The sequence below is a fragment of the Pedobacter cryoconitis genome, assembly GCF_014200605.1.
GTDB classification, from domain to species: Bacteria; Bacteroidota; Bacteroidia; order Sphingobacteriales; family Sphingobacteriaceae; genus Pedobacter; species Pedobacter cryoconitis_B.
On record NZ_JACHCE010000009.1, the window covers coordinates 156,501 to 176,783 of the forward strand.

15 protein-coding genes and 1 tRNA gene are annotated in these 20,283 nt (G+C 39.9%); 12 read left to right on the forward strand and 4 right to left on the reverse strand.

The genetic code is table 11. The features are described 5' to 3' along the window. Window positions 1-72: 72 nt before the first annotated feature. Window positions 73-146: transfer RNA gene (locus HDE68_RS22235), tRNA-Arg, on the forward strand. Between the two features lie 52 nt (window positions 147-198). Here HDE68_RS22235 and HDE68_RS22240 read toward each other — a convergent pair. Both HDE68_RS22240 and HDE68_RS22245 read right to left on the reverse strand, forming a co-directional pair. Beyond that, window positions 199-900, reverse strand: a complete 702-nt coding sequence (locus HDE68_RS22240; protein WP_221300897.1) for a LytR/AlgR family response regulator transcription factor — start codon at window positions 898-900, stop codon at window positions 199-201. Next, the gene (locus tag HDE68_RS22245; protein ID WP_183884434.1) at window positions 897-2,564 is read right to left on the reverse strand and encodes a histidine kinase; all 1,668 of its coding nucleotides are present in this window, start codon (window positions 2,562-2,564) and stop codon (window positions 897-899) included. The genes HDE68_RS22240 and HDE68_RS22245 overlap by 4 nt, the downstream gene beginning before the upstream one ends. Window positions 2,565-2,673: 109 nt before the next feature. Here HDE68_RS22245 and HDE68_RS22250 point away from each other — a divergent pair, with 109 nt between their 5' ends. Next, window positions 2,674-5,079, forward strand: coding sequence for a TonB-dependent receptor domain-containing protein (locus HDE68_RS22250; protein WP_183884435.1), 2,406 nt, complete (start codon window positions 2,674-2,676; stop codon window positions 5,077-5,079). Window positions 5,080-5,155: 76 nt separating this feature from the next. On the opposite strand, the gene HDE68_RS22255 is transcribed toward HDE68_RS22250, so the two are convergent. Further along, complete coding sequence (locus tag HDE68_RS22255) at window positions 5,156-5,386, reverse strand: hypothetical protein (protein WP_183884436.1); 231 nt, start codon at window positions 5,384-5,386, stop codon at window positions 5,156-5,158. A gap of 272 nt (window positions 5,387-5,658) precedes the next feature. Between HDE68_RS22255 and HDE68_RS22260 the strand changes: the two genes are divergently transcribed. The 10 genes from HDE68_RS22260 (at window position 5,659) to HDE68_RS22305 (ending at window position 19,609) form a co-directional block, all read left to right on the forward strand. Further along, on the forward strand, window positions 5,659-6,237 hold the full coding sequence (locus HDE68_RS22260) for an RNA polymerase sigma-70 factor (protein ID WP_183884437.1): 579 nt from the start codon (window positions 5,659-5,661) through the stop codon (window positions 6,235-6,237). A 139-nt stretch (window positions 6,238-6,376) separates the two neighbouring features. After that, complete coding sequence (locus HDE68_RS22265) at window positions 6,377-7,504, forward strand: FecR family protein (RefSeq protein ID WP_183884438.1); 1,128 nt, start codon at window positions 6,377-6,379, stop codon at window positions 7,502-7,504. A 340-nt stretch (window positions 7,505-7,844) separates the two neighbouring features. Next, window positions 7,845-11,114 (forward strand): SusC/RagA family TonB-linked outer membrane protein, encoded by a 3,270-nt coding sequence (locus tag HDE68_RS22270; protein WP_183884439.1) that lies wholly within the window; start codon window positions 7,845-7,847, stop codon window positions 11,112-11,114. 4 nt (window positions 11,115-11,118) lie between these two features. Next, window positions 11,119-12,627 (forward strand): RagB/SusD family nutrient uptake outer membrane protein, encoded by a 1,509-nt coding sequence (locus HDE68_RS22275; RefSeq protein WP_183884440.1) that lies wholly within the window; start codon window positions 11,119-11,121, stop codon window positions 12,625-12,627. 32 nt (window positions 12,628-12,659) lie between these two features. Next, on the forward strand, window positions 12,660-13,514 hold the full coding sequence (locus HDE68_RS22280) for a PKD domain-containing protein (RefSeq protein WP_183884441.1): 855 nt from the start codon (window positions 12,660-12,662) through the stop codon (window positions 13,512-13,514). Between the two features lie 33 nt (window positions 13,515-13,547). Further along, window positions 13,548-14,657 carry an acyltransferase family protein gene (locus HDE68_RS22285; RefSeq protein ID WP_260171838.1) on the forward strand — a complete coding sequence of 370 codons (1,110 nt, stop codon included), beginning with the start codon at window positions 13,548-13,550 and terminating at the stop codon, window positions 14,655-14,657. Between the two features lie 13 nt (window positions 14,658-14,670). Then, the gene (locus HDE68_RS22290) at window positions 14,671-16,224 is read left to right on the forward strand and encodes a right-handed parallel beta-helix repeat-containing protein (RefSeq protein ID WP_183884442.1); all 1,554 of its coding nucleotides are present in this window, start codon (window positions 14,671-14,673) and stop codon (window positions 16,222-16,224) included. 28 nt (window positions 16,225-16,252) lie between these two features. Next, window positions 16,253-17,377 carry a phosphotransferase enzyme family protein gene (locus HDE68_RS22295; RefSeq protein WP_183884443.1) on the forward strand — a complete coding sequence of 375 codons (1,125 nt, stop codon included), beginning with the start codon at window positions 16,253-16,255 and terminating at the stop codon, window positions 17,375-17,377. A gap of 4 nt (window positions 17,378-17,381) precedes the next feature. Beyond that, window positions 17,382-18,731, forward strand: coding sequence for a Gfo/Idh/MocA family protein (locus HDE68_RS22300; protein ID WP_183884444.1), 1,350 nt, complete (start codon window positions 17,382-17,384; stop codon window positions 18,729-18,731). A gap of 35 nt (window positions 18,732-18,766) precedes the next feature. Beyond that, window positions 18,767-19,609, forward strand: a complete 843-nt coding sequence (locus HDE68_RS22305) for an endo alpha-1,4 polygalactosaminidase (RefSeq protein ID WP_183884445.1) — start codon at window positions 18,767-18,769, stop codon at window positions 19,607-19,609. Between the two features lie 119 nt (window positions 19,610-19,728). Here HDE68_RS22305 and HDE68_RS22310 read toward each other — a convergent pair whose 3' ends face one another. Then, window positions 19,729-20,241 carry a DUF4402 domain-containing protein gene (locus HDE68_RS22310; protein WP_183884446.1) on the reverse strand — a complete coding sequence of 171 codons (513 nt, stop codon included), beginning with the start codon at window positions 20,239-20,241 and terminating at the stop codon, window positions 19,729-19,731. Window positions 20,242-20,283: the final 42 nt, after the last annotated feature.

Sequence of the window (20,283 nt, forward strand, 5' to 3'; positions counted from 1 at the left end):
TTTGAAAAAAGTTTTGAATTTCAAATAGAAATACTACTTTTGCAATCCCAAAGCGATACAGAATTGGGAAATGCATTTGTAGCTCAATTGGATAGAGCATCTCACTACGGATGAGAAGGTTTGGGGTTCGAATCCCTACAAGTGCACTGAAAGCCTTAGAGAAATCTAAGGCTTTTTTGTTTTCTGACAGTTTTAACCTCAAATCATTTTTCGTTTTAACTCTTTGTACCTTGACCTGCCAATCGGTAATGTTTCTCCATTCTTAAGTAAAAGACTATAACTGCTTCCCGGACGTATAATGATTTTTTCTGCCTGATCTAATGAAATCAGATAAGATTTGTGGATACGTTCAAATGACCCGGGCAGCAGTTGTTCCAGCATCTCCATTGATTTGTCATGTAATTCCTGTTGACCGTTCTGTAAATACAGTTCACTATAAATTCCTGCCCCTTTAACATACAGTACATCTTTAACAGCTATCATCCGGGTATGGCCAGCTTTTTTTACTGCCAGATATTTCATCGTACCGGCCGTTGTTTTTTCAACACTGGTAACTCTTCTGAGAGCCATCGACAATCTGGTCTGATCAAAAGGTTTGGGGACAAAATCAAGCACTCCATAAGTAAAAGCATCGATTGCTTTATCTGTATAGGCAGAAACAATGATGGTATGAAATGATCCGGCTACCATTGACTTTAATATCTCAAATCCATTTTCGCCATTTAAATTCAGATCTAATAACAAAATATCAATCGTATTCTTCTCTATATAGGTCAAACCCTTTTGCAGGGAATCACAAATTGTAATAGCCGATATATTCTGTTCAAAGAAATTACGTGTCATCCGTTCTATTCTTTTGGCTATCCTTGCCTCATCTTCAATAATCAGTATCTTCATCATTTGTTATCAATCTGTATCGTGGTTAGCCAGCCCCCTGGAATTGCTTCTGAAATGAACTTCCAGCGGTCACTATAACTTTCTGTTAGACGGGCCTGTATGTAGCGGAAACCATTACCTCCCTCTCTTTTTTCTGATGCCTGCCGGTTCAGTGCATTGGTTTCAAAAGTATATTGCTTGTAAGTAGCCGTGCATAAATAAGTCAGTTTGAAAGTAATGAGACCTTCGGCAATAGGAATGCTATGGGTTATCCCATTTTCAAGAATCGTATGTATCAGCGCAGGAGGGATATATTCTGTTTCATCGATTCCTGATTCCTGCCATTCATAGCGGATTTCTTTACGGAACTGCATCACGGTAAGGTGGGTTTTACAAAGCTCTATTTCTTGTCTTATTGGAATTAATACAGCTTCAGATATAGAATTCATAATATCAAATTCACCCGCCAGTGCCTGGATGAATTCAGCGCCCTGTTTTGGAGATTCTTCTACCCAGTCTATTAATGAGGTCAGTGTATTCCTAATAAAGTGAGGCTGTATATTCTTTTTAATCAGTTCTAGTTGTAACCTGGAAGAAAGGAGCAGCGAAGATTGAAATTCATCTTCTATCACCCTGGCCCTTAAAGCATGCAAATATAACATACATAAAATGATCAGGGTAAAGCTGATGAATAAGCCAAAATCGTAAAACAGAAAGTCATTAACTATTGCACTGGCCAGTAAACCCGTAAGTACAATGAGCCCGCCTTTTTCTTTTTGAATAATGGCATTCAGTACAATGACCACAGCTGCGAACCACATTACACGGCTGTACCATAAGGCAGTCAGATCAAAATGATCATAATTGACAATATATATTGTAATCAAAATAATGAATAAAGTGATCAATAATATCTTTTTCTTACTGAAATGAAACTGTATACAAAAATACAGGGGGACCAGCATAGCGATTGCAAAAGTTAACCAGCCAATAATTTCAAGCCGCACAAAAAAACGGGTATAGGGGATAGCTATATAGAATTTGATATATTCTGTAATCAGTAAAGAAAAAAAGAGTGAGCAAATAATTGCAAAGATCAGGATGCTATGCTCTTTGCGCCGGCTATTGAGATACAGGAAAAAATAGTAGACCGATGCAATCAGGAAAGCCCCTGCCATCAGGTTCATAAATGAAGTGATAATCAGCGGATTTTTTAACAGATCCGCAAATTGATTTAATTCTATTCCGATAGGACGTTTTACTCCGTTGAAATAGGATTGTGACGTGCGCAGCGCTAAAATATGCAGGCCTGGATGTGCTAAAGAATCTGGTATTTGAAAGTAACCTGTACTATACCCGGCTATTTCAGGTTTATCCTTTTGTGTGATCTGACCATTCCGGCCAATAAATATCCCATCCCAATAAACTTCGAAAGCACCAAAAGATTCCAAATGTAATCCTAATTGACTAACAGGATTTTTTATCAGTTTCACTGGTGACCGTGACCAGAAAATCCCCTGAGCTGTGTTTCCTCTTTCAGTCAGCCAGCTGGTCGTATTAAAGTTTTTTTCTGCCCATCTTTTATTGTCACCTGTCTGATAAACGGTGGGCTGCTTTTCATAAACCACAGGTGACTTACAGGAAGAAAGAAATAACAAAACGGTAAAGACAATCAAGAGGCGCTGCATGGGATAAAGTTAAGATTAAGATAAGTCAAAAAAATGCATTTCAAAAGGAGATAGAGCTGTTGACATGTTTTTCCCCTTGTTTATTATTTCTGCGAATTAATCTTGTGTTATGAAACGACTTCTAATCATTTTTATAGCTGTATTCTACTGTACTGGTATTTTAGCGCAGCAATTAAATTCTTCTGATCCGAAGAAAAAAACAATCTCTGGTATTGTGCAGGAACAGTCATCTAAAATGCCGGTTATTTATGCTACAGTAAGTATAAAAGATCAGTCATTGAAACTGATTGCTGCGGGGATCACTGACGAAAAGGGGGCATTTAAGCTGGATGATATTCCATCAGGTAATATAACTATTGAAATTACTATGATAGGATATCAAAACATAACCAAACCTTTGCTGATAGCTGCTGCTGCAAATCATATCAATACAGGAACGATATTTTTGAATGCTGATTCAAAACTGCTTAAAGAAATTGCCATAACCAGCGATCAGCCATCGATCAGCTTAAAGCTGGATAAAAAAGTATTCGAAACAGGAAAAGATATCTTATCGCAAACTGGGTCGGCAGTAGAACTCTTAAACGGGGTGCCTGCAGTTAGTATAGGTCCATCGGGAAGCGTTAGTTTGCGGGGAAGCAGCAATGTACTGGTATTAATTAACGGTCGCCGCTCGGGGCTTACCCAGGGAAATGCATTAGAACAAATTCCTGCTGATCAGATAGAACGTGTGGAAGTGATCACAAATCCTTCATCCAGATATGATGCTTCCGGTTCATCAGGAATTATTAATATCATTTTAAAGAAAAATAAAAAAGGTGGATTTAATGGCCAGCTCAGATTGGTCGGTGGTATCCCAAATGAGACCCGGATTACACCAAGTCTGAATTATAAATCTGATAAACTGAATGTATTTTCAACTTTTGGAATCAGGCTGTCCGATTATGCAGGATTATACACAACTAATCAATCTGTTTCCAATAACGGGACCACTACTTTAATGAACCAGAAGCAGGATGAAAACCGGCACGACGATGCTAAACTATTATACTTTGGGGCAGACTATCAGATCAGCGACCAGCAGACTGTTACTGTAGCTTTTCTTAAGAACTCTACTCATGATCATGATCAAACAGCCTTAAATTATAATTACAAAAATCATGGCAGTAAAGCTGACAGCAGTCTGCTCCGTAATGGAGGGTCTTGGGAAAGAAGGAGTTATAATCAGCTGGAATTCAATTACACCCATAAGTTCAGCCGGCCGGGTAAAAAACATACTATTGATATACAGTATGATTTCTGGAACAGTGATAAAGACTGGAATCTGGGGACGAAGAAACTGTTACCGGCAATAGAAACTTTACCTGCTATCCGAACCAGTTCTATTGGAACAAGTAAAGATTTTATGGCGCAAACAGATTTCACCCAGCCGCTGGATAGTAATACTACACTTGAATTTGGGTTGAAAACAGAAAACCGAAGAGTGACCAGTGAGTTCAGGGCAGAACAACAGGCGGGAGAAGATTGGGATATCATTGATTATATCAATAATCAGCTTAACTACAATGAGCTTATAGGTGGCGTTTATACCCAATTGGGCAGCAAAATAGGTAAACTAGCTTACCAGTTAGGCTTAAGAACGGAATTAACCAGGGTCAGGATAGAAGACAGGGCCGGAATTTATAATAATAACAAAAATTATGTTCGTTTATTTCCAGCACTTAGCCTGACTTATCAATTAGCTAAAGGTGGGGCTATACAGGGAAGCTACAGTAAGCGGATTAACCGGCCTTCACTAAATCTTTTATATCCTTTTAACGAACTCACAGATTTTAATGCCAGGTTTATTGGTAACCCGGAATTGAACCCTTCTTATGCGAATGTTTTTGAACTGGGTTTTTTGAAGCACTGGAGTAATTTTACACTTAATCCATCCCTATATTATCAAAATAATAAAGGAACTATTCAAGACTATATTTTCAGGGACCAGAACGGTATTTTTATCACTACCCCAGTAAACATTGAGGGGGAGATAAGACGTGGGATAGAGCTGTCTGTTTTATATAATCCATTACAATGGTTACAGCTGAATACTGAATTTAATGCTTATGGTTTCAAGCAAAGCGGTTGGTACAAAGACCATAATTTCAAGTATTCTGGTAATGTATTTACCAGCCGTTTAAGTACGCAGGTAAAATTTAAAAATAAATTAAGTTTACAGTGCCGCTATAACTTTACTGGTGCGCAAAGTAATGCACAGAGCCACACAGCGGCAATTCATTACATTGATTTTGGGGCAGGTAAGAATTTGCTGAAAGATAAGGCAACACTATTACTTGATATTACCAATGTATTCAACCTGCGTAAGTATCAGACAACCACAACCGGAAGTGATTATGTAATGGAACAAACAAATATTCCAAATGCAGCACGTTATCGTTTAACTTTTGTATATCGTCTTAATCTCCAGGATAATCAGGCGATCAGGCAGGCTAAAAGTGGTAACAGGGATTAGATAATTAAATAACAAGAAGCCAAAGATAGTCTGGCTTCTTGTTTCATCAGTCCTCTTCAGGCTGATCATTTTTGAATTACGGTTGCGGAGGCTTTGCAATCGTATCCATTCTGCTGTTATTCTTTTTCATTGTATCCCGCTTAGACCAGTCCTTATTTTTCGGATTTTTCCTGGCAGGAGACATTTTCTTCGTGTGTCTCTTTGTAGTATCCTGTCTGGTTAAGGAAGTGTCCTGTTGCTGAACAGTATTTGCAAATCCTGCCAGGCAGAATCCACATAACACTAAAATCATCATTAGCTTTTTCATAATCTGACGTTTTGTTAAATAATTTATGATGCTCAAACAATCGGTAGTTCAGTCTGTTTTATATTTTTTTTAATCACGTATAAAGCTTTAATTCAGTTGTTTATGCTGGTATCTGGAATTGCTATCGTGATAATGACCAGTCCCGCTTACAGAGGGGCGGGTTGAATACGAATTGAAACAAAATGTATAGCTGTCATCCATAAGCTTCAGGCTAAATCAATATATTGAGTTAATTACGCTTTTCTTAATAAATTGAATAACTTGTATTCTTTATGGCCAACTATAATACCTTAACTGACGGCGAATTGATCCTCTTATTAAAAGAGGATAATGATGCTGCGTTTAGGGAAATTTATCTGCGTTACGATAAACTGTTATACTTATACGCTTATAAAAAGCTGAGAAACAAAGAAGAAGCTAAAGATGTAGTTCAGGATGTCTTTACCTGGTTATTAAATCATCGCAAAGAGATCCATTTCACAGTAGGCTTATCCGCCTATCTTTATAAAGCAGTACTTCATAAAATCTTTGATATCTTCAAACATCAGGGCATTATTAAAAAATATGCCGAAAGCGGTGAACATTATATCGAAGTAAAATCTACAGAAACTGATTATCTGATCCGTGAAAAGGATATTATGGCTTTAATAGAACGTGAAATTGCTGCAATGCCCCCAAAAATGAGAGAGATCTATATCTTAAAGAGGAAACACTTTTTAAGTACCAAAGAAATTGCTCAGCAACTGGACATCTCCGAACATACCGTATCCACACAACTCAAGAGAGCCATGAAACATCTCCGGATAAAGCTCGGTTTAGTCGCATATCTTTTGTGGATTCTGAAAATATAAACAGAAATTATTATTCTGTATATCAGTTGTTTAGATAATTGTTTTTAACTGATGTACCTAATCCATGCTGGTCAATCGTCTTTGTCTTTAATGAGCTTAACAGGATAACTCATGGCCATATAAAGACAAGCATTCTCCAATGAAAAAAGATGTAAAAGAAGTATTGGATAAGATCAGTTCGGGTAATTACAGTCCGGAGGAAGAAGCTATGGCCAAACTCTGGTTGCATCAGCTCCATCAGTATGACGAAGCCGGACTTTCTGAAAAAGAACTGAACGAAGCAAGTGACCAGATGTGGTTGTCATTGCAACAGCATAAAAAACAACATTGGCTTAAACGGTATCAGACATCCGGCGTATATCTGGCCGCCGCAGCATCCATAGCCGTGATTGTTGGTATTGGCCTGTATCTTAACCAGCCAGAGTCCTTACCTAAATCTACTCCGTTTAAGGCCTATGCAAATGATATTCCAGCCGGGAGTAATAAAGCTTACCTGACACTGGCTAATGGAAAAAAACTGGTACTCACAAACCTGACTAATGGGACCATGCTGCAAGAAGCAGGGGTAAAGATTACCAAAACTGCAGACGGACAATTAGTTTATACCGCTGTAGATCAGGGGAGCAAAGCAAGTACACAATACAATAGCATTGAAACACCCCGTGGCGGACAATATCAGTTGAACTTACCTGATGGTACCAGAGTCTGGATCAATTCGGCCTCTTCCTTAAAATACCCCGCCTCTTTCGCTTCTTTAAAAGAGCGTAAAGTTGAGTTAAGCGGAGAAGCTTATTTCGAAGTTGCCAAAGATAAAAAGCATCCCTTTATTGTGAAAAGCGGAAAACAGGAAATCCAGGTTTTGGGAACTCACTTTGATGTGGATGCCTATCCTGATGAACATACTATTAAAACTACTTTATTAGAAGGCTCTGTAAAATTGAATAAGCAAGTTATTCTAAAACCAGGTGAACAAGCAGAGCTGAGAGGCGAGAAGTTCAATGTCTCAGAAGTGAATGTGAATGATGCCATTGACTGGAAGAACGGAGAATTTGCATTTACTAACGAGCCGTTGGCCAGCATTCTGAAAAAAGTTTCCCGCTGGTACGACGTAGACATTGTATATACCTATGCCCCATTAAAGATGCCAACCTTTACAGGCTCTGTTTCCAGATCTGAGAATATATCAGCTGTTTTAAAAATGTTAGAAGAAACCAGTAATGTGCGCTTTTCTATTGAGGGAAGACGAATCAGCGTACTGACCAAATAATAAAAGAGAATAATAAAGAGGATCTGACCAATCCGGTAAATAACCAACCTATCAACTATAAAACCAAAACAAAATGAAAAAAATCAAAGGTAAAGCAAGTTAATACGCCCGGTTTTTAAGAGAAAGCCATGAAAGTGTATCAGCACTTCCATGGCAAAGATCTGAGTTAACCCAAAAAACAAAATTGAGATCCGTTCATGTATTAACCCAACCTTACGAAAGTATGAAATTAAATGCTTTTAACCTAGGTATGCTACGCTTATGGCTATACCCCAAGCTTTTATTTGTCCTGAAATTTGTTATTCAGCAAGCCTTAACAAAGAATAAAAGAAAATTAGTAATGAGAATTAACCTGATTATTGCCATCATTACCACCTGCTTAGTCCAAGTAAGCGCGGCAGGTTTTGCGCAGCGTATCAGTTATACCAAACAGAATACCACACTGCAGCAGGTTTTTTCAGAAATCAAAAAGCAGGCAGGGTTCAGAGTCTTATATTCCGATCAGAATGTAAATGGTCAGTTGAAGATCAATGCAGACTTCAGGAATGCAGCAATTGACCAGGTGATGGAAACCTTATTGAAAGGGCAGAACCTAACCTATAAAATCGACCGGAAAACAATTCTGATCAAGGTTAAGCCCGATATTCAGGTTCAGCCAGAAACCATGACCATTAAAGACATTGATGTCAAAGGAAAAGTCATAGACAAAGACGGACGTCCTTTACCCGGTGCATCAGTCAGTGTAAAAGGACAAAAAAAGGTAGTAAGTACAGACACAGACGGGAATTTCCTGTTAAAAGGCGTAAATGAACAGGCAGTACTCAATGTTTCATTTATTGGCTACCTGAGTAAAGAGATTAAAGTGGTGCCGGGCCAGCTGTTAAATATTACACTGATTGAAGATGTCAGCCAGCTCAATAATGTGATTGTAGTAGGTTATGACACGAAGAAACAAAGTGAACTTACCAGTGCGGTATCCGTTGTTTCTGCAGAAAAATTAAAGGATGTAACTTCCAATAATATCGGTTCCATGCTACAGGGGAAGGTAGCCGGCCTGCAGGTGATCAACAGTTCTGGTGCGCCGGGTTCAGCTCCTGAAATCAGGCTCAGAGGCGTTTCTTCTGTAAATGCCAGTCAAAGCCCCCTGGTCGTTGTAGACGGGATTATTGGCGGAAACTATGATCCCAATGACGTAGAAAGTATAACTGTCCTGAAGGATGCCGGTGCGACTGCTTTATATGGTTCGCAGGCAAATGCAGGAGTAATTATTGTGACTACCAAGAGTGCTAAAACCGACAAAATCAATTTTGAGGTTAAAGTGTCCTCCGGGTTCAAAACCCCTGATTTTGGGAAAATGAAGCTGATGAACAGCAATGAACTCTATGACCATCAAAAGGAATTTTACAGAGATTATATTGTTGGTGCTACAGACAACTCTTACAAAATTGATCTGCTTAAATTCTATCAGGAACGACCGTTAAGTTTAAGAAACCAGGATTATGACTGGTCAGGTGAATCTTTTAAACCAGCTCCCATCAACAGCGTTTATCTTTCTGCAAGCGGCAGGACAGAGAAAAACAGTTATTATATCGGAGCTTCCTATTACCGGGAAAAGGGGACTTTCCTGAACACAGATTTCCAGAGAATAAATCTGAGGGCAAATTCAACCTATAACTTTTCAAAAAAGCTAAGTATTACCAATAACATCAATATCAGTGCTCAAAATGGGCACAGTTATGATTACAATGATGTTTACTACGCTTTCTTAAATCTACCCTGGGATAATCCCTATGATCAAAATGGGTCTCCAGTATATGTTGACGGGAATTCTACCTTTAAATGGTGGTCAAGGGATAAAATAAACCCTATCCATTCTGTAGAAAATTCAGACCATCCGATGAAAGGTTTTGATGTCAACTATGATTTTGCTGTCAATTATCATATCACAGACTGGCTGACCTTTTCCAGTACCAACCGGGGCTCCGCAGCATTCAGCAAAGTTGCCAATTACTATTCACCGCTAACTGCTGGTACCTATCATGGGAAAGGTTTTCTGAGCGAACTCAACACTTTTAACTATGGAGGTATTTCAAATAACCTTTTGAAATTTAACTTCAAACTATCGGACCATACAATCAGTGGTTTTGCAGGTGTAGCCTTCGAAGGTGCACAAACTGAACTGTCAGGTGGTTCAGGAAAAGGATTGCCAGGAGGTTTGAAGGTATTAAATGTAGTATCAAACGGTCAGCTGGTCACCGGGTCAAATGATAAAAAATATCTTCAGTCTTTAATCTCTCAGGTCAACTATAATTATAAAAGCCGTTATTTTCTAACCGCTTCGTTTCGTGTAGACGGCTCTTCAGCTTTCCCAAAAGCCAACCGTTATGCCTCTTTCCCTGCACTATCAGGAAGCTGGCTGATCAGTAATGAAGATTTTATGAAAGACCATGCCGTAATTGACAATTTAAAATTAAGATTGAGTTATGGAGTTACTGGTACCCAGGATATTGGTTCCTCGAGATACCTTGGTTTGTATTCACTGACCACACAATATAACGGTTTAATCGGGGCTGTCCCTTTTCAGCTGGCCAATCCGCTGTTAACCTGGGAAAGTAAACACCAGCTCAACGCAGGGATCGATATTGGTTTGTTTAAAAGAGTCAACCTGACCATAGATGCTTACCGGAACAATACCAAAAACCTCTTGTTACAGGTTTCCCAGCCTCTTTCTGTTGGTTTTGAAACCAGATGGGAGAATTCCGGGAATGTAGTCAACAGAGGTATAGAATTGGGTATAAACTCCATCAACATCAAAACCAAAGATTTTGAATGGGCAACAGATTTTACCATCAATTTCAATGACAATAAATTATATGGATTGCCTTCGGATATTGTGAAAACAGGTTCCTGGAACATCTCACAGATCTACAGTAACGGAGGAAACCTGTATGAATTCTATATGCCTAAATGGCTGGGTGTAGACAGCCAGACCGGGGCACCTGTCTGGGAAAAGCTCATCACTGATGCAAATGGAAAAGTAACAGGAAGTGAGCGGACTATGAATTATTCAGAAGCGACCACGCAGAAAGCAGGCAGTGCACTTCCAAAATATCAGGGTGGTTTCAACAATAGTTTTAAATATAAAAATCTCAGCCTCAGGATCAGTACCTATTTCAATTACGGGAACAAAGTATTCAGTAATAATCTGCGTTTCATGATGAACGACGGCCATGAACCTTACTACAATCAAATACAGACGCCTTCAGGCTCGAAAGTATGGAGTTTCCCTGGAGATACAGACGCAACAGAACCAAGTCCTCAGAATTCGGCAAACTCTACAGAAACGTCTACCCGTTACTTAAAAAACGGCAGTTATCTGACCATCAGGAATATTGCTTTGAATTATGATTTACCTCAGGCTTTTGCAAAAAGATTAAATATGGAGCGGATTACAGTGGGCGTAACAGCAGATAATGTAGCCACTTTTTCTAATTTCTTAGGTCAGGACCCTCAAACTACCATTACCCCCGGAAATTCTACCCCTGGTGTATCTGATTTTAAATATCCCAATAACAGACAATACTTGTTCACTGTCAATTTTAATTTTTAAGGAGATGAAGAAAATTCTATTTATTCTATTTTTAATTGCAGTGAGCAGTTGTAAAAACCAGGAGATTTCACCAAGCGATGCAATTAATACAACAGATCTGGTTACCACAGAAGAGGGCTTAACCAATGCATTGAATGGAGCATATGCCTTATTCAAAGACCATATTACTTTTAACGGTATTGTCGATCAGAACAATATGTATCTGCGGCAGTTTTACCAGCTGTCTGATTTTGCAAGTGATGATATTGTTTGCGGACAAATTACTGAAGACCCCTTATTTTATAGTTTCAATCTTTTACACTCACCAGGACAAAGCAATACCCGTTATTTCTGGTATGTATCCTATAAGATCATCACAGGTGTAAATACCATTATTGATGCGGTAGAGAAATCTGGTAAAAAAGATGTGAAAACACAGCAATTACTTGGGGAATGTTATTTTTTGAGGGCGTATTGCCATTTTAACCTGGCACGTTTATTTGCAAAACCTTATTCGGTTGACCCTAATTCTGCTGGCATTATCCTTCGGACATCGGTAACAGATGAAGCAAAGAAAGCAAGGTCTTCAGTTACAGAAGTTTATAATTCGGTTATTGCCGATGCAGAGCAAAGTGCTTCACTGATGAGTCTTTCCAGAGGGAATCAGTATGCTTCAAGAGAAGCAGCATGGGCACTTTTATCCAGAGTTAACCTTTATAAAGAAGATTATCCAAAAGCCATTGATTATTCCAGCAAAGTGATTGCTTCGAATCGGTTTAAGCTGGAAACCAAAGCGAGTTACCCTGCTTTGTTTGCCAATGCAAAAACCAGTAACGAAACTATCCTGTGTATTGCATTCACTGCTGTAGACGATTATGGTAAGTTTGGATCTATAGCTTCAATGGTTTTTTCTGATGGTAATTCTGGCTGGGGAGAAGAATATGTCTCTTCATCCCTGCGAAGCCTGATGTCCAAACATCCTGAAGATATCAGGTGGTCCTATATCAAGCCACTCAAAGATGAATCGGGAGCTGTGCAGAAAAAGAATGGGATAGAAGTCTATTATATCAGCAAATTCTCTTTTCAGGACGGTTCGCCCAATCTCAGTTCACCTATACTTTTCAGATTAAGTGAAATGTATTTAAACAGGGCAGAGGCCGAAGCCAAAACCGGTAATACCATCGGGGCACTGAATGATGTGGATCAGATCCGTGCTAACCGTGGTCTGGAAGGGTCGCTTTATAATCAAATCCTTCCTTCCGGTTCAACCATACTGGATGTCGTACTGGATGAAAAAAGAATAGAGATGGCTTTTGAAGGATACCGTTCATATGATGTGTACAGGAACAAAAAGAAAATGGATAAAACCTATTGGGGTTATCATATACAAGGATTAAAGGAAACAGATATTGATCTCTCCAGGACCCCTTCCGGTTATCCAAACCTGGTGACAGATTATACAAATCCAAGAATCATTTATTTTATTCCGGTAGATGAGATCCTGAGTAATCCAAACGCTATCCAGAATCCATAAAAATCAAAGGTTCCATCTGAAAAAAATAATAGATGAAAAATATAAAGACTTTAAGCTTTATACTGTTCCTGATTGGGGCAGTATGCAGTGCATGTAAAAAAGATAAAAGTGAAAAATTAACAGATTTATCCTATACCATTGATGTAAATGGGAACCAGGTGAAATTTACACCGGTTACAGCCGGAATATCCAGTTACAGATGGGATTTTGGAGACGGGCAAACTTCAACTGACGCGAACCCGGTACATATCTATCCCGGAAAAGGCAAGTATGTACCTACCCTTTATGCAACGGTTAACGGGCAGTCTGCTGAGGCTTCGACAGTGATCAGGATTGCAAAAGGCAGTCCCGTTAAACTAAATGACAATACCCTGGATGACTGGAACACGGTGACTACAAACGTGATTACTTCTGGTATTAAAGGGGGGATTTTCAGGAAGGTCAAATACGATTATGACGGAAATTATATCTACATCTATGTAGAGATGGCTTCTAAAAAGACCAATGGTGACATCTTTGATTTTTATATAGACGCAGATAACAGCAGTGCTACAGGTTTTCTCGGCGGTTTCTCTGGCGGTGGTTATGACATTCTGATGGAAGGGCCAATGCTCACTGCAAACATGGACGTGTTTTATCATAATGGTTCCCAAACCAGTTTTTCCTTCCAGCAGCAGTCTATCACAGAAGCTTATCAGATCGGAACAGTTGTAGAAGAAGCCGGGCTTTTGAAGTTTGAAATGCAGCTGGCCCGTGGTAAGTTAAAAGGGCTTACCGGGACAGGGGCCAGATTAGGCATTATTGCAACCAAAAGTGACTGGTCTGCATCACTGGGTTATGCACCCGATGAAGGGCAACCCGGTTTTCTTCTGGATATGTCAGAGTAAGTTTAATAATTATCATTTAAATCATGTATACTAATGAAAATTACAGATAATAGCGCTGTAGCGGGGAGACTTATGTCTTTAGACGTGATGCGGGGAATGATCATGATCCTGCTTTGTGCAGAAAGCTGCCTGGTTTTTGAGTCCTTAAAGAAATTTGATACCGATTCATTTATCATCAACCAGCTTTTTCATCACCCATGGCATGGGCTTCGTTTCTGGGACCTTGTGCAGCCGGCATTTATGTTCATGGCGGGTGCCGCATTGTATATTTCTTATAGCCGAAAGTTAGAAAAAGGAATTACCTGGAGCAGCAATTTTAAACACATTTTAATCAGGAGTTTGAAGCTGTTCCTTTTTGGTATAGGTCTGCACTGTGTTTACGCGGGAAAACCTGTTTTTGAACTCTGGAACGTATTGACCCAACTGGCTTTTACCAGTATTGCGGCCTATCTCATCATTAACAAAAGCCCGGTATTTCAGCTCCTGTTTTCTATCGCATTGCTAATACTAACCGAAATCTTATACCGCTGCATACATGTCTCAGGTTTTGATAGCCCTTTTACAGCATACCATAATTTTGGTGCCTATGCAGATACTCTGCTCATGGGTAAAATCAACAAAGATGGCTGGGTGGCAATCAATGCCATACCTACCGCAGCGCATACCATTTGGGGAGTATTAGCCGGCAGGTTGCTGATCTCAAAACAAAGTACAGCTCAGAAAATCAAAATACTGGTTTTTGCCGGTTTTGCTGGTCTTTTAATCGGGTTTGGATTAGATATAACCGGCATTACGCCAATTATTAAAAGAATCAGTACAAGTTCCTTTGTTTTTGCCTCAGGAGGCTGGGTATTGCTGATGCTGGCCGTGATCTACTGGCTGGTAGATATCAGACAAAACATAAAATATGCCTGGATTTTCACCGTCGTAGGGATGAATGCCATTTTTATTTATGTCTTTTTCGAAACTGTAGGGCATGAATGGCTAAATGGTGTAGTCGGAATTTTCACCGGAGACCTGCTGCACTTACTTTTCAATCTGCCTGTCAATTTTACGGGACTACTATCTGCATTAGCCGTCTGGTTTGCAGAATGTGCGCTTTGTTACTGGCTGTATAAAAACAAAATATTTTTTAAACTCTAACCTATATACCGATATGAAACAAGTAATCATTTTTGTCCTCCTTGCAGGACTTCTTTTTGGCTGTTCCAAAGTAAATAATGGAGAGCCTGGTCAATCAGCAACGTCAAAAGATAAGGCCATGCTGCTTGCTTTAACCAGTTATTATGTCAATGGTAGCAGTGGAAACGATACCAATTCAGGTACATCGGCCGCTGCGGCCTTAAAAACTATTCAGGCTGCCTTAAATAAAACGACAAATGGTGCGGGCAGTACAATTTTTGTAGCTGGCGGAACCTATAATGAGCGGCTTGTCTGGCCCAATTCAGGTGCTTCGGCTGCTGAACCTATTACCCTGACTAATTACAACAGTGGTGTGGTGATCATAGACGGTACAAATGCAACCAATGACGCACAAAATGCCATGATTGCTATTGCCAGTAAAAGCCATATCCGAATTCAGTCTGTCCGTATTGCCAACAATATCCGGAGTTTCGCTTCCGGCATCTATATGTCAGGCTCAGGTACGGATGTACAATTTACAGATTGTAAAATATATAATATCGGATGGACCACCAATGCAGGTAGCAGGCCTGAACCAAAAGACAATGCGAATCCATTCGTGATCATCGGTTCAACGGCAAATTCCTATAACCAGATCTATATTGGAAGCAATGAAATTTATAACTGTAATACAGGATACAGCGAAGGGCTCACTATAGCTGGTAATGTAGAAAACTTCCTGATTGAAAATAATACGGTACATGACATCACCAATATCGGGATAGACATGACCGGTAATTATGCCTGGACAGGGGCCCCTGCAAATGTAAACTTTGCACGCAATGGCAATGTTAAATACAATAAAGTTTATCACTGTGTTTCGCCGGTGGCTACCTCTGCGGGTATTTATGTTGATGGTGCAAAATGGATCAACATAGAAGGAAACACCAGCTATGAAAATTCAACAGGGATCAGTGTGGGCTGTGAAAATAGTAACAGCAGTACAGACGGGATTAATATCAGGAGCAATTTTATCTATAACAACGTTGAAGCGGGCATTATCATGGGGGCGAATGCCTCAACCAGTAAAGTCATTAATTCGACCATTACCAACAATACCTTATTCAAAAACTACTCAAAAACCGGGTGGGGAGGAGAAATCCATCTTCAAAATACCGATCATCTGACCGTTAAAAACAATATAATTCAGTCTGCAAGTAATATCGTGATTGTAGCTTCTTCTACTTTTAGTTCAACCAACCTGGTATTTGACTATAACAACTATTTCTCTGCTTCTGGTTCCGCGGCCACGGTTACTTTTGACTGGGCAGGACTTAATGGGACTACCTATGGTTCGTTTGCCGCTTTTAAGGCTGGAACTGGTTTAGACACCAATTCAATATATACGGCACCTGCTTTTGTTTCTGCCACTTTACCCAGTCCAAACCTTCATTTAAGCAATACTTCTTTATGTGTAAATGCCGGGCTGCCTTCATTTGTGGCACAACCTGGTGAATTTGACATAGATAAAGAAGCAAGGGTTAGAAATGGCCGTGTAGATATTGGAGCGGACGAATCAGCCTATTAAAATCATCCGTTAATCTTAAAAATGTATTTTGAAAAGAATAAAGAACTTATTTGAAATCACGTCCCAGTTTAAATGTCATGTTGATATTTCTTCTCTTAAACCTTATGGAACGGGACATATTAATGATACCTACCGGCTAAAAAACCTGGCCGGTGACGAACATGATTATCTGCTTCAAAAAATTAACCAGCATGTGTTTAAAGATATTCCGCGGATGACAGAAAACATATGCAGGGTTATTGCCCATCTTAAAAAGAAGATGGTGATGTCAGGTAAAGGTGATCCTGAAAAAGAGGTCATGACTATGGTTGCCACTAAATCCGGACCTTATTTTTATCAGGATAGTCATGGTGAATACTGGCGGATGTGTCATTTCTTAAAACATACCAAAACTTATGATGTGGTTGAAACAGAGAAACAGGCTTATGAAGGTGGAAAAGCTTTTGGAAAGTTCCAGGCCATGCTTTGTGACCTTTCTCCTGATCTCATGTATGAGGTAATCCCTGATTTTCATGATATCGAAAAGAGGCTGGGACAATTGGCACAGGCGATACATACAGATTCTTATCACCGTGTGCAGGAGGCCTGGCCAGAAATAAAAACCATACAGGATAATATTCAGGCGATGTTGTTTTTTCAGGAGGATGAACAGCGCCTTACTTTGCCTATACGCGTGACCCATAACGATACCAAGTTTAATAATGTATTGTTGAATTTAAAAGGGAAAGCGCAGTGCATAATTGATCTGGATACGGTTATGGCCGATTACATCGCTTATGATTTTGGAGATGCTATCCGTACCATCATCAATACAGGAGCTGAGGATGAAAAAGAATTGTCGGATATCAGATTAAACCTCCCATTATTTAATGCCTATACCAAAGGATATATGGAAGAGGCCGGACAATTTCTGGATGAGTGGGAATTGAGGTCTCTGATCAAAGGTGTTCTTTTATTGCCTTATATGCAGGCTGTAAGATTCCTGACGGATTACCTGAACGGGGATACTTATTATAAAATCGAATCTGCCCGGCATAATCTTCAGCGCACCAGGGCACAGCTTCAATTGCTGAAGGAGCTGCTCAGCCATGCACAGGAAATGGAAAAAACAATATATAAAGAGGCAGAAAAACATCAGTTAATTAAGAGTTGAAATCATGGATAGAAGACATTTTTGTGCCAATGGGTTAGTCGGATTGGCGGGGCTTACTTTAATGCCGTCGGGCTTATTATTTGCAAATGCCAAAGACAAAATCAGACTGGGTTATATAGGCGTAGGTTTAAGAGGCCGGAACCATATCAGTGAGGGCCTGCTGCGTTCGGACGTTGAAATAACAGCAATTTGCGATACTCAGGAAAGTTCCTTAAAATATTGCCGTGCGCAGTTTGTTAAAGCGGGTAAAAAACTTCCGGCCGAATATACCGGAGGGCTTGATGCTTATAAAAAACTGCTGGAACGAAAAGACCTGGACGCGGTAATCATTGCCACACCCTGGGAATTTCATAAAGAGCAGGCAATTGATGCTATGAGGGCAGGGAAATATGTAGGCTGCGAGGTCATTGCAGGGATTACAGTAGCAGATCACTGGGATATCCTAAAGGTTTACGAAGAAACCAAAGTTCCTTATATGACCCTCGAAAATGTGTGTTACCGCCGTGATGTACTTGCGGTATTGAATATGGTCCGGAATAATGTTTTCGGAGAGCTGGTACATTTAGAAGGAGGTTACCAGCATGACCTCAGAGGTGTGCTGTTTAATGATGGAAGATCTTTTGAAGGAAAGGGCGGCGAATTTGGCCCTAATACAGTTGGTGAAGCGCAGTGGCGTACCCAGTGGAATGCAGATCGGAACGGGGATATTTATCCAACGCATGGTGCAGGCCCGATTATGAATTATATCAATATCAACAGAGGTAATCAGTTTACAAACCTGGTTTCCTTTGCTTCGAAATCCAGGGGATTGCATCAGTATATTGAGAAAGTTGCCCCCGGAAATAAAAATCTTGGGGTAAACTTTAAAAATGGTGACCTGGTGACCACCATGCTGAACTGTGCAAATGGAGAAACAGTAACCTTAAGTCATGATACCCATTTACCCAGACCTTATTCGCTGGGATTCAGGGTGCAGGGAACGCAGGGGCTATGGATGGATGTTGCAGATTCAATCTATATCGAAGGTAAATCTAAAACCTATGATGAATGGGATAAGGCGAAAGTCTGGCTCGACAAATATGATCATCCCTTATGGAAAAAATATGAACATCAGGCAGATGGGGCAGGGCATGGTGGTATGGACTGGTTTGTATTTAATGCTTTTGTAGAATCCGTGAAACAAAGGAAACAGACCCCAATAGATATCTATGATTCCTTAACCATGAGTGTGATTACACCGCTTTCAGAAAAGTCCCTCCAGGAAGGTAATATGCCACAGCAATTCCCCGATTTTACCAGGGGCAGGTGGAAAGACGCTAAAAATACATTTGCACTGGATAATAGTGGCTTTTAATCCGGTTCTAAAAATCTAACCTTAAAAAACAAGTTATGAAAAACACAATTTTAGTATCGATGATGCTGTTTGCCTTGGCAGCTTGTCAAAAAGAAAGCAGAAATAACGGTGACAATGTTCCCAACAATGCTGAGCCTGATGCAAGTAAAGTATCCTGGTGGCAACCTAAACCCGGTGTAACTTTTGACTGGGATCTGGATGATCTGAAAAGCGGCGATACTTTTACCGCAGAAGTTGTAGATGTCGATGCATTTACCACTACAGCAGAGCAGGTAGCGGCATTACATGCGCAGGGGAAAAAAGTGATTGCTTATGTTTCTGCAGGAACAATTGAAAATGACAGACCGGATGCGAACCTGCTCCCGAAGGAAGTTATTGGTAAAGTATATCCGGAGTGGCCAAAGGAACGCTGGCTTGATATCAGACAACTGGAAAAACTGAAACCCTGGCTTAATTCGCGGATCAGCAGGATTGTGAATAAAGGTTTTGATGCTATAGAACCGGATAATCTGGATGGTTTTAATGCTGAAACTGGTTTTGATATTAGTATCAATGACACTAAACTATTTTGTGATCTGCTGATTAAACTTGCTCACGATAAAGGGTTGGGAATTGGTCAGAAAAATGTGCCGGAGCTGTCAGCAGAATACAGTAAGAAATTTGACTGGGTATTAACTGAAGATGCATTTCAGCAAGGCTGGCAGAATGATGTGAAACCTTATATCACGCAGAATAAACCTGTATTTGCAGTTGAATATACAGATTCAACATCGCAGAGTACATTTACAAATAGTGTATGTCCTGCTGCGCAGAGTCTGAAGTATTCGGCTATCCTTAAAAACAGAAATCTTGATAAATGGGTTTATAAATGTAAATAGGTAAAACTTGTTTAACCTGTAAAAGAGTAGGGATTTTAATCCCTGCAGAACGAAAAAGGGGTTATCGGTTTTTTAAACCGATAACCCCTTTTTGATTTTAAAATATCCTGAATACCTTATTAATTATAATTAACAGTCACACTAAAAGGAGTAGCCGAAGTATAAGTCCCTGCGACCTGGCTGCCGCCAACATTCAGCGTTGCCCCAACATTCAGCGTTTGTGTACCCGCAGTTAATGTCCCGGTTGCAGAGGGCGTACTGGTAAAAGCGCTCACTGTCATGTTATTTGCGCCACTTGCAATGGTAAGCGCTGTTGATGGCAATGTAATCGCATAAGTATAAGCACCCTGTCCATTTACCGTAAATGAAGCAGCAGTCACTGTACCTGCTGTAGCAGGGAGCGTAACACCGCCTGTAGAAGTTCTGGTACCTGCAGGAGTTAATACAACTGTTCCGGCAGACGCATTTACTGCTACATTACCAAAGTTCATATCCACTGTATTTGTGATACTGATAGGTGTAATAATAGTTGCAGATGCATTGGCTGTGGCGGTAGCCTGAGCAAAAGATGACGGTATAATCAGGCATAATAAACCAAAAGTAATACCAGCGGAGGTTAATAGATTTTTCATGATTGGTTATTTTAAATACAATAAATTGTGTCGTACGGAGAT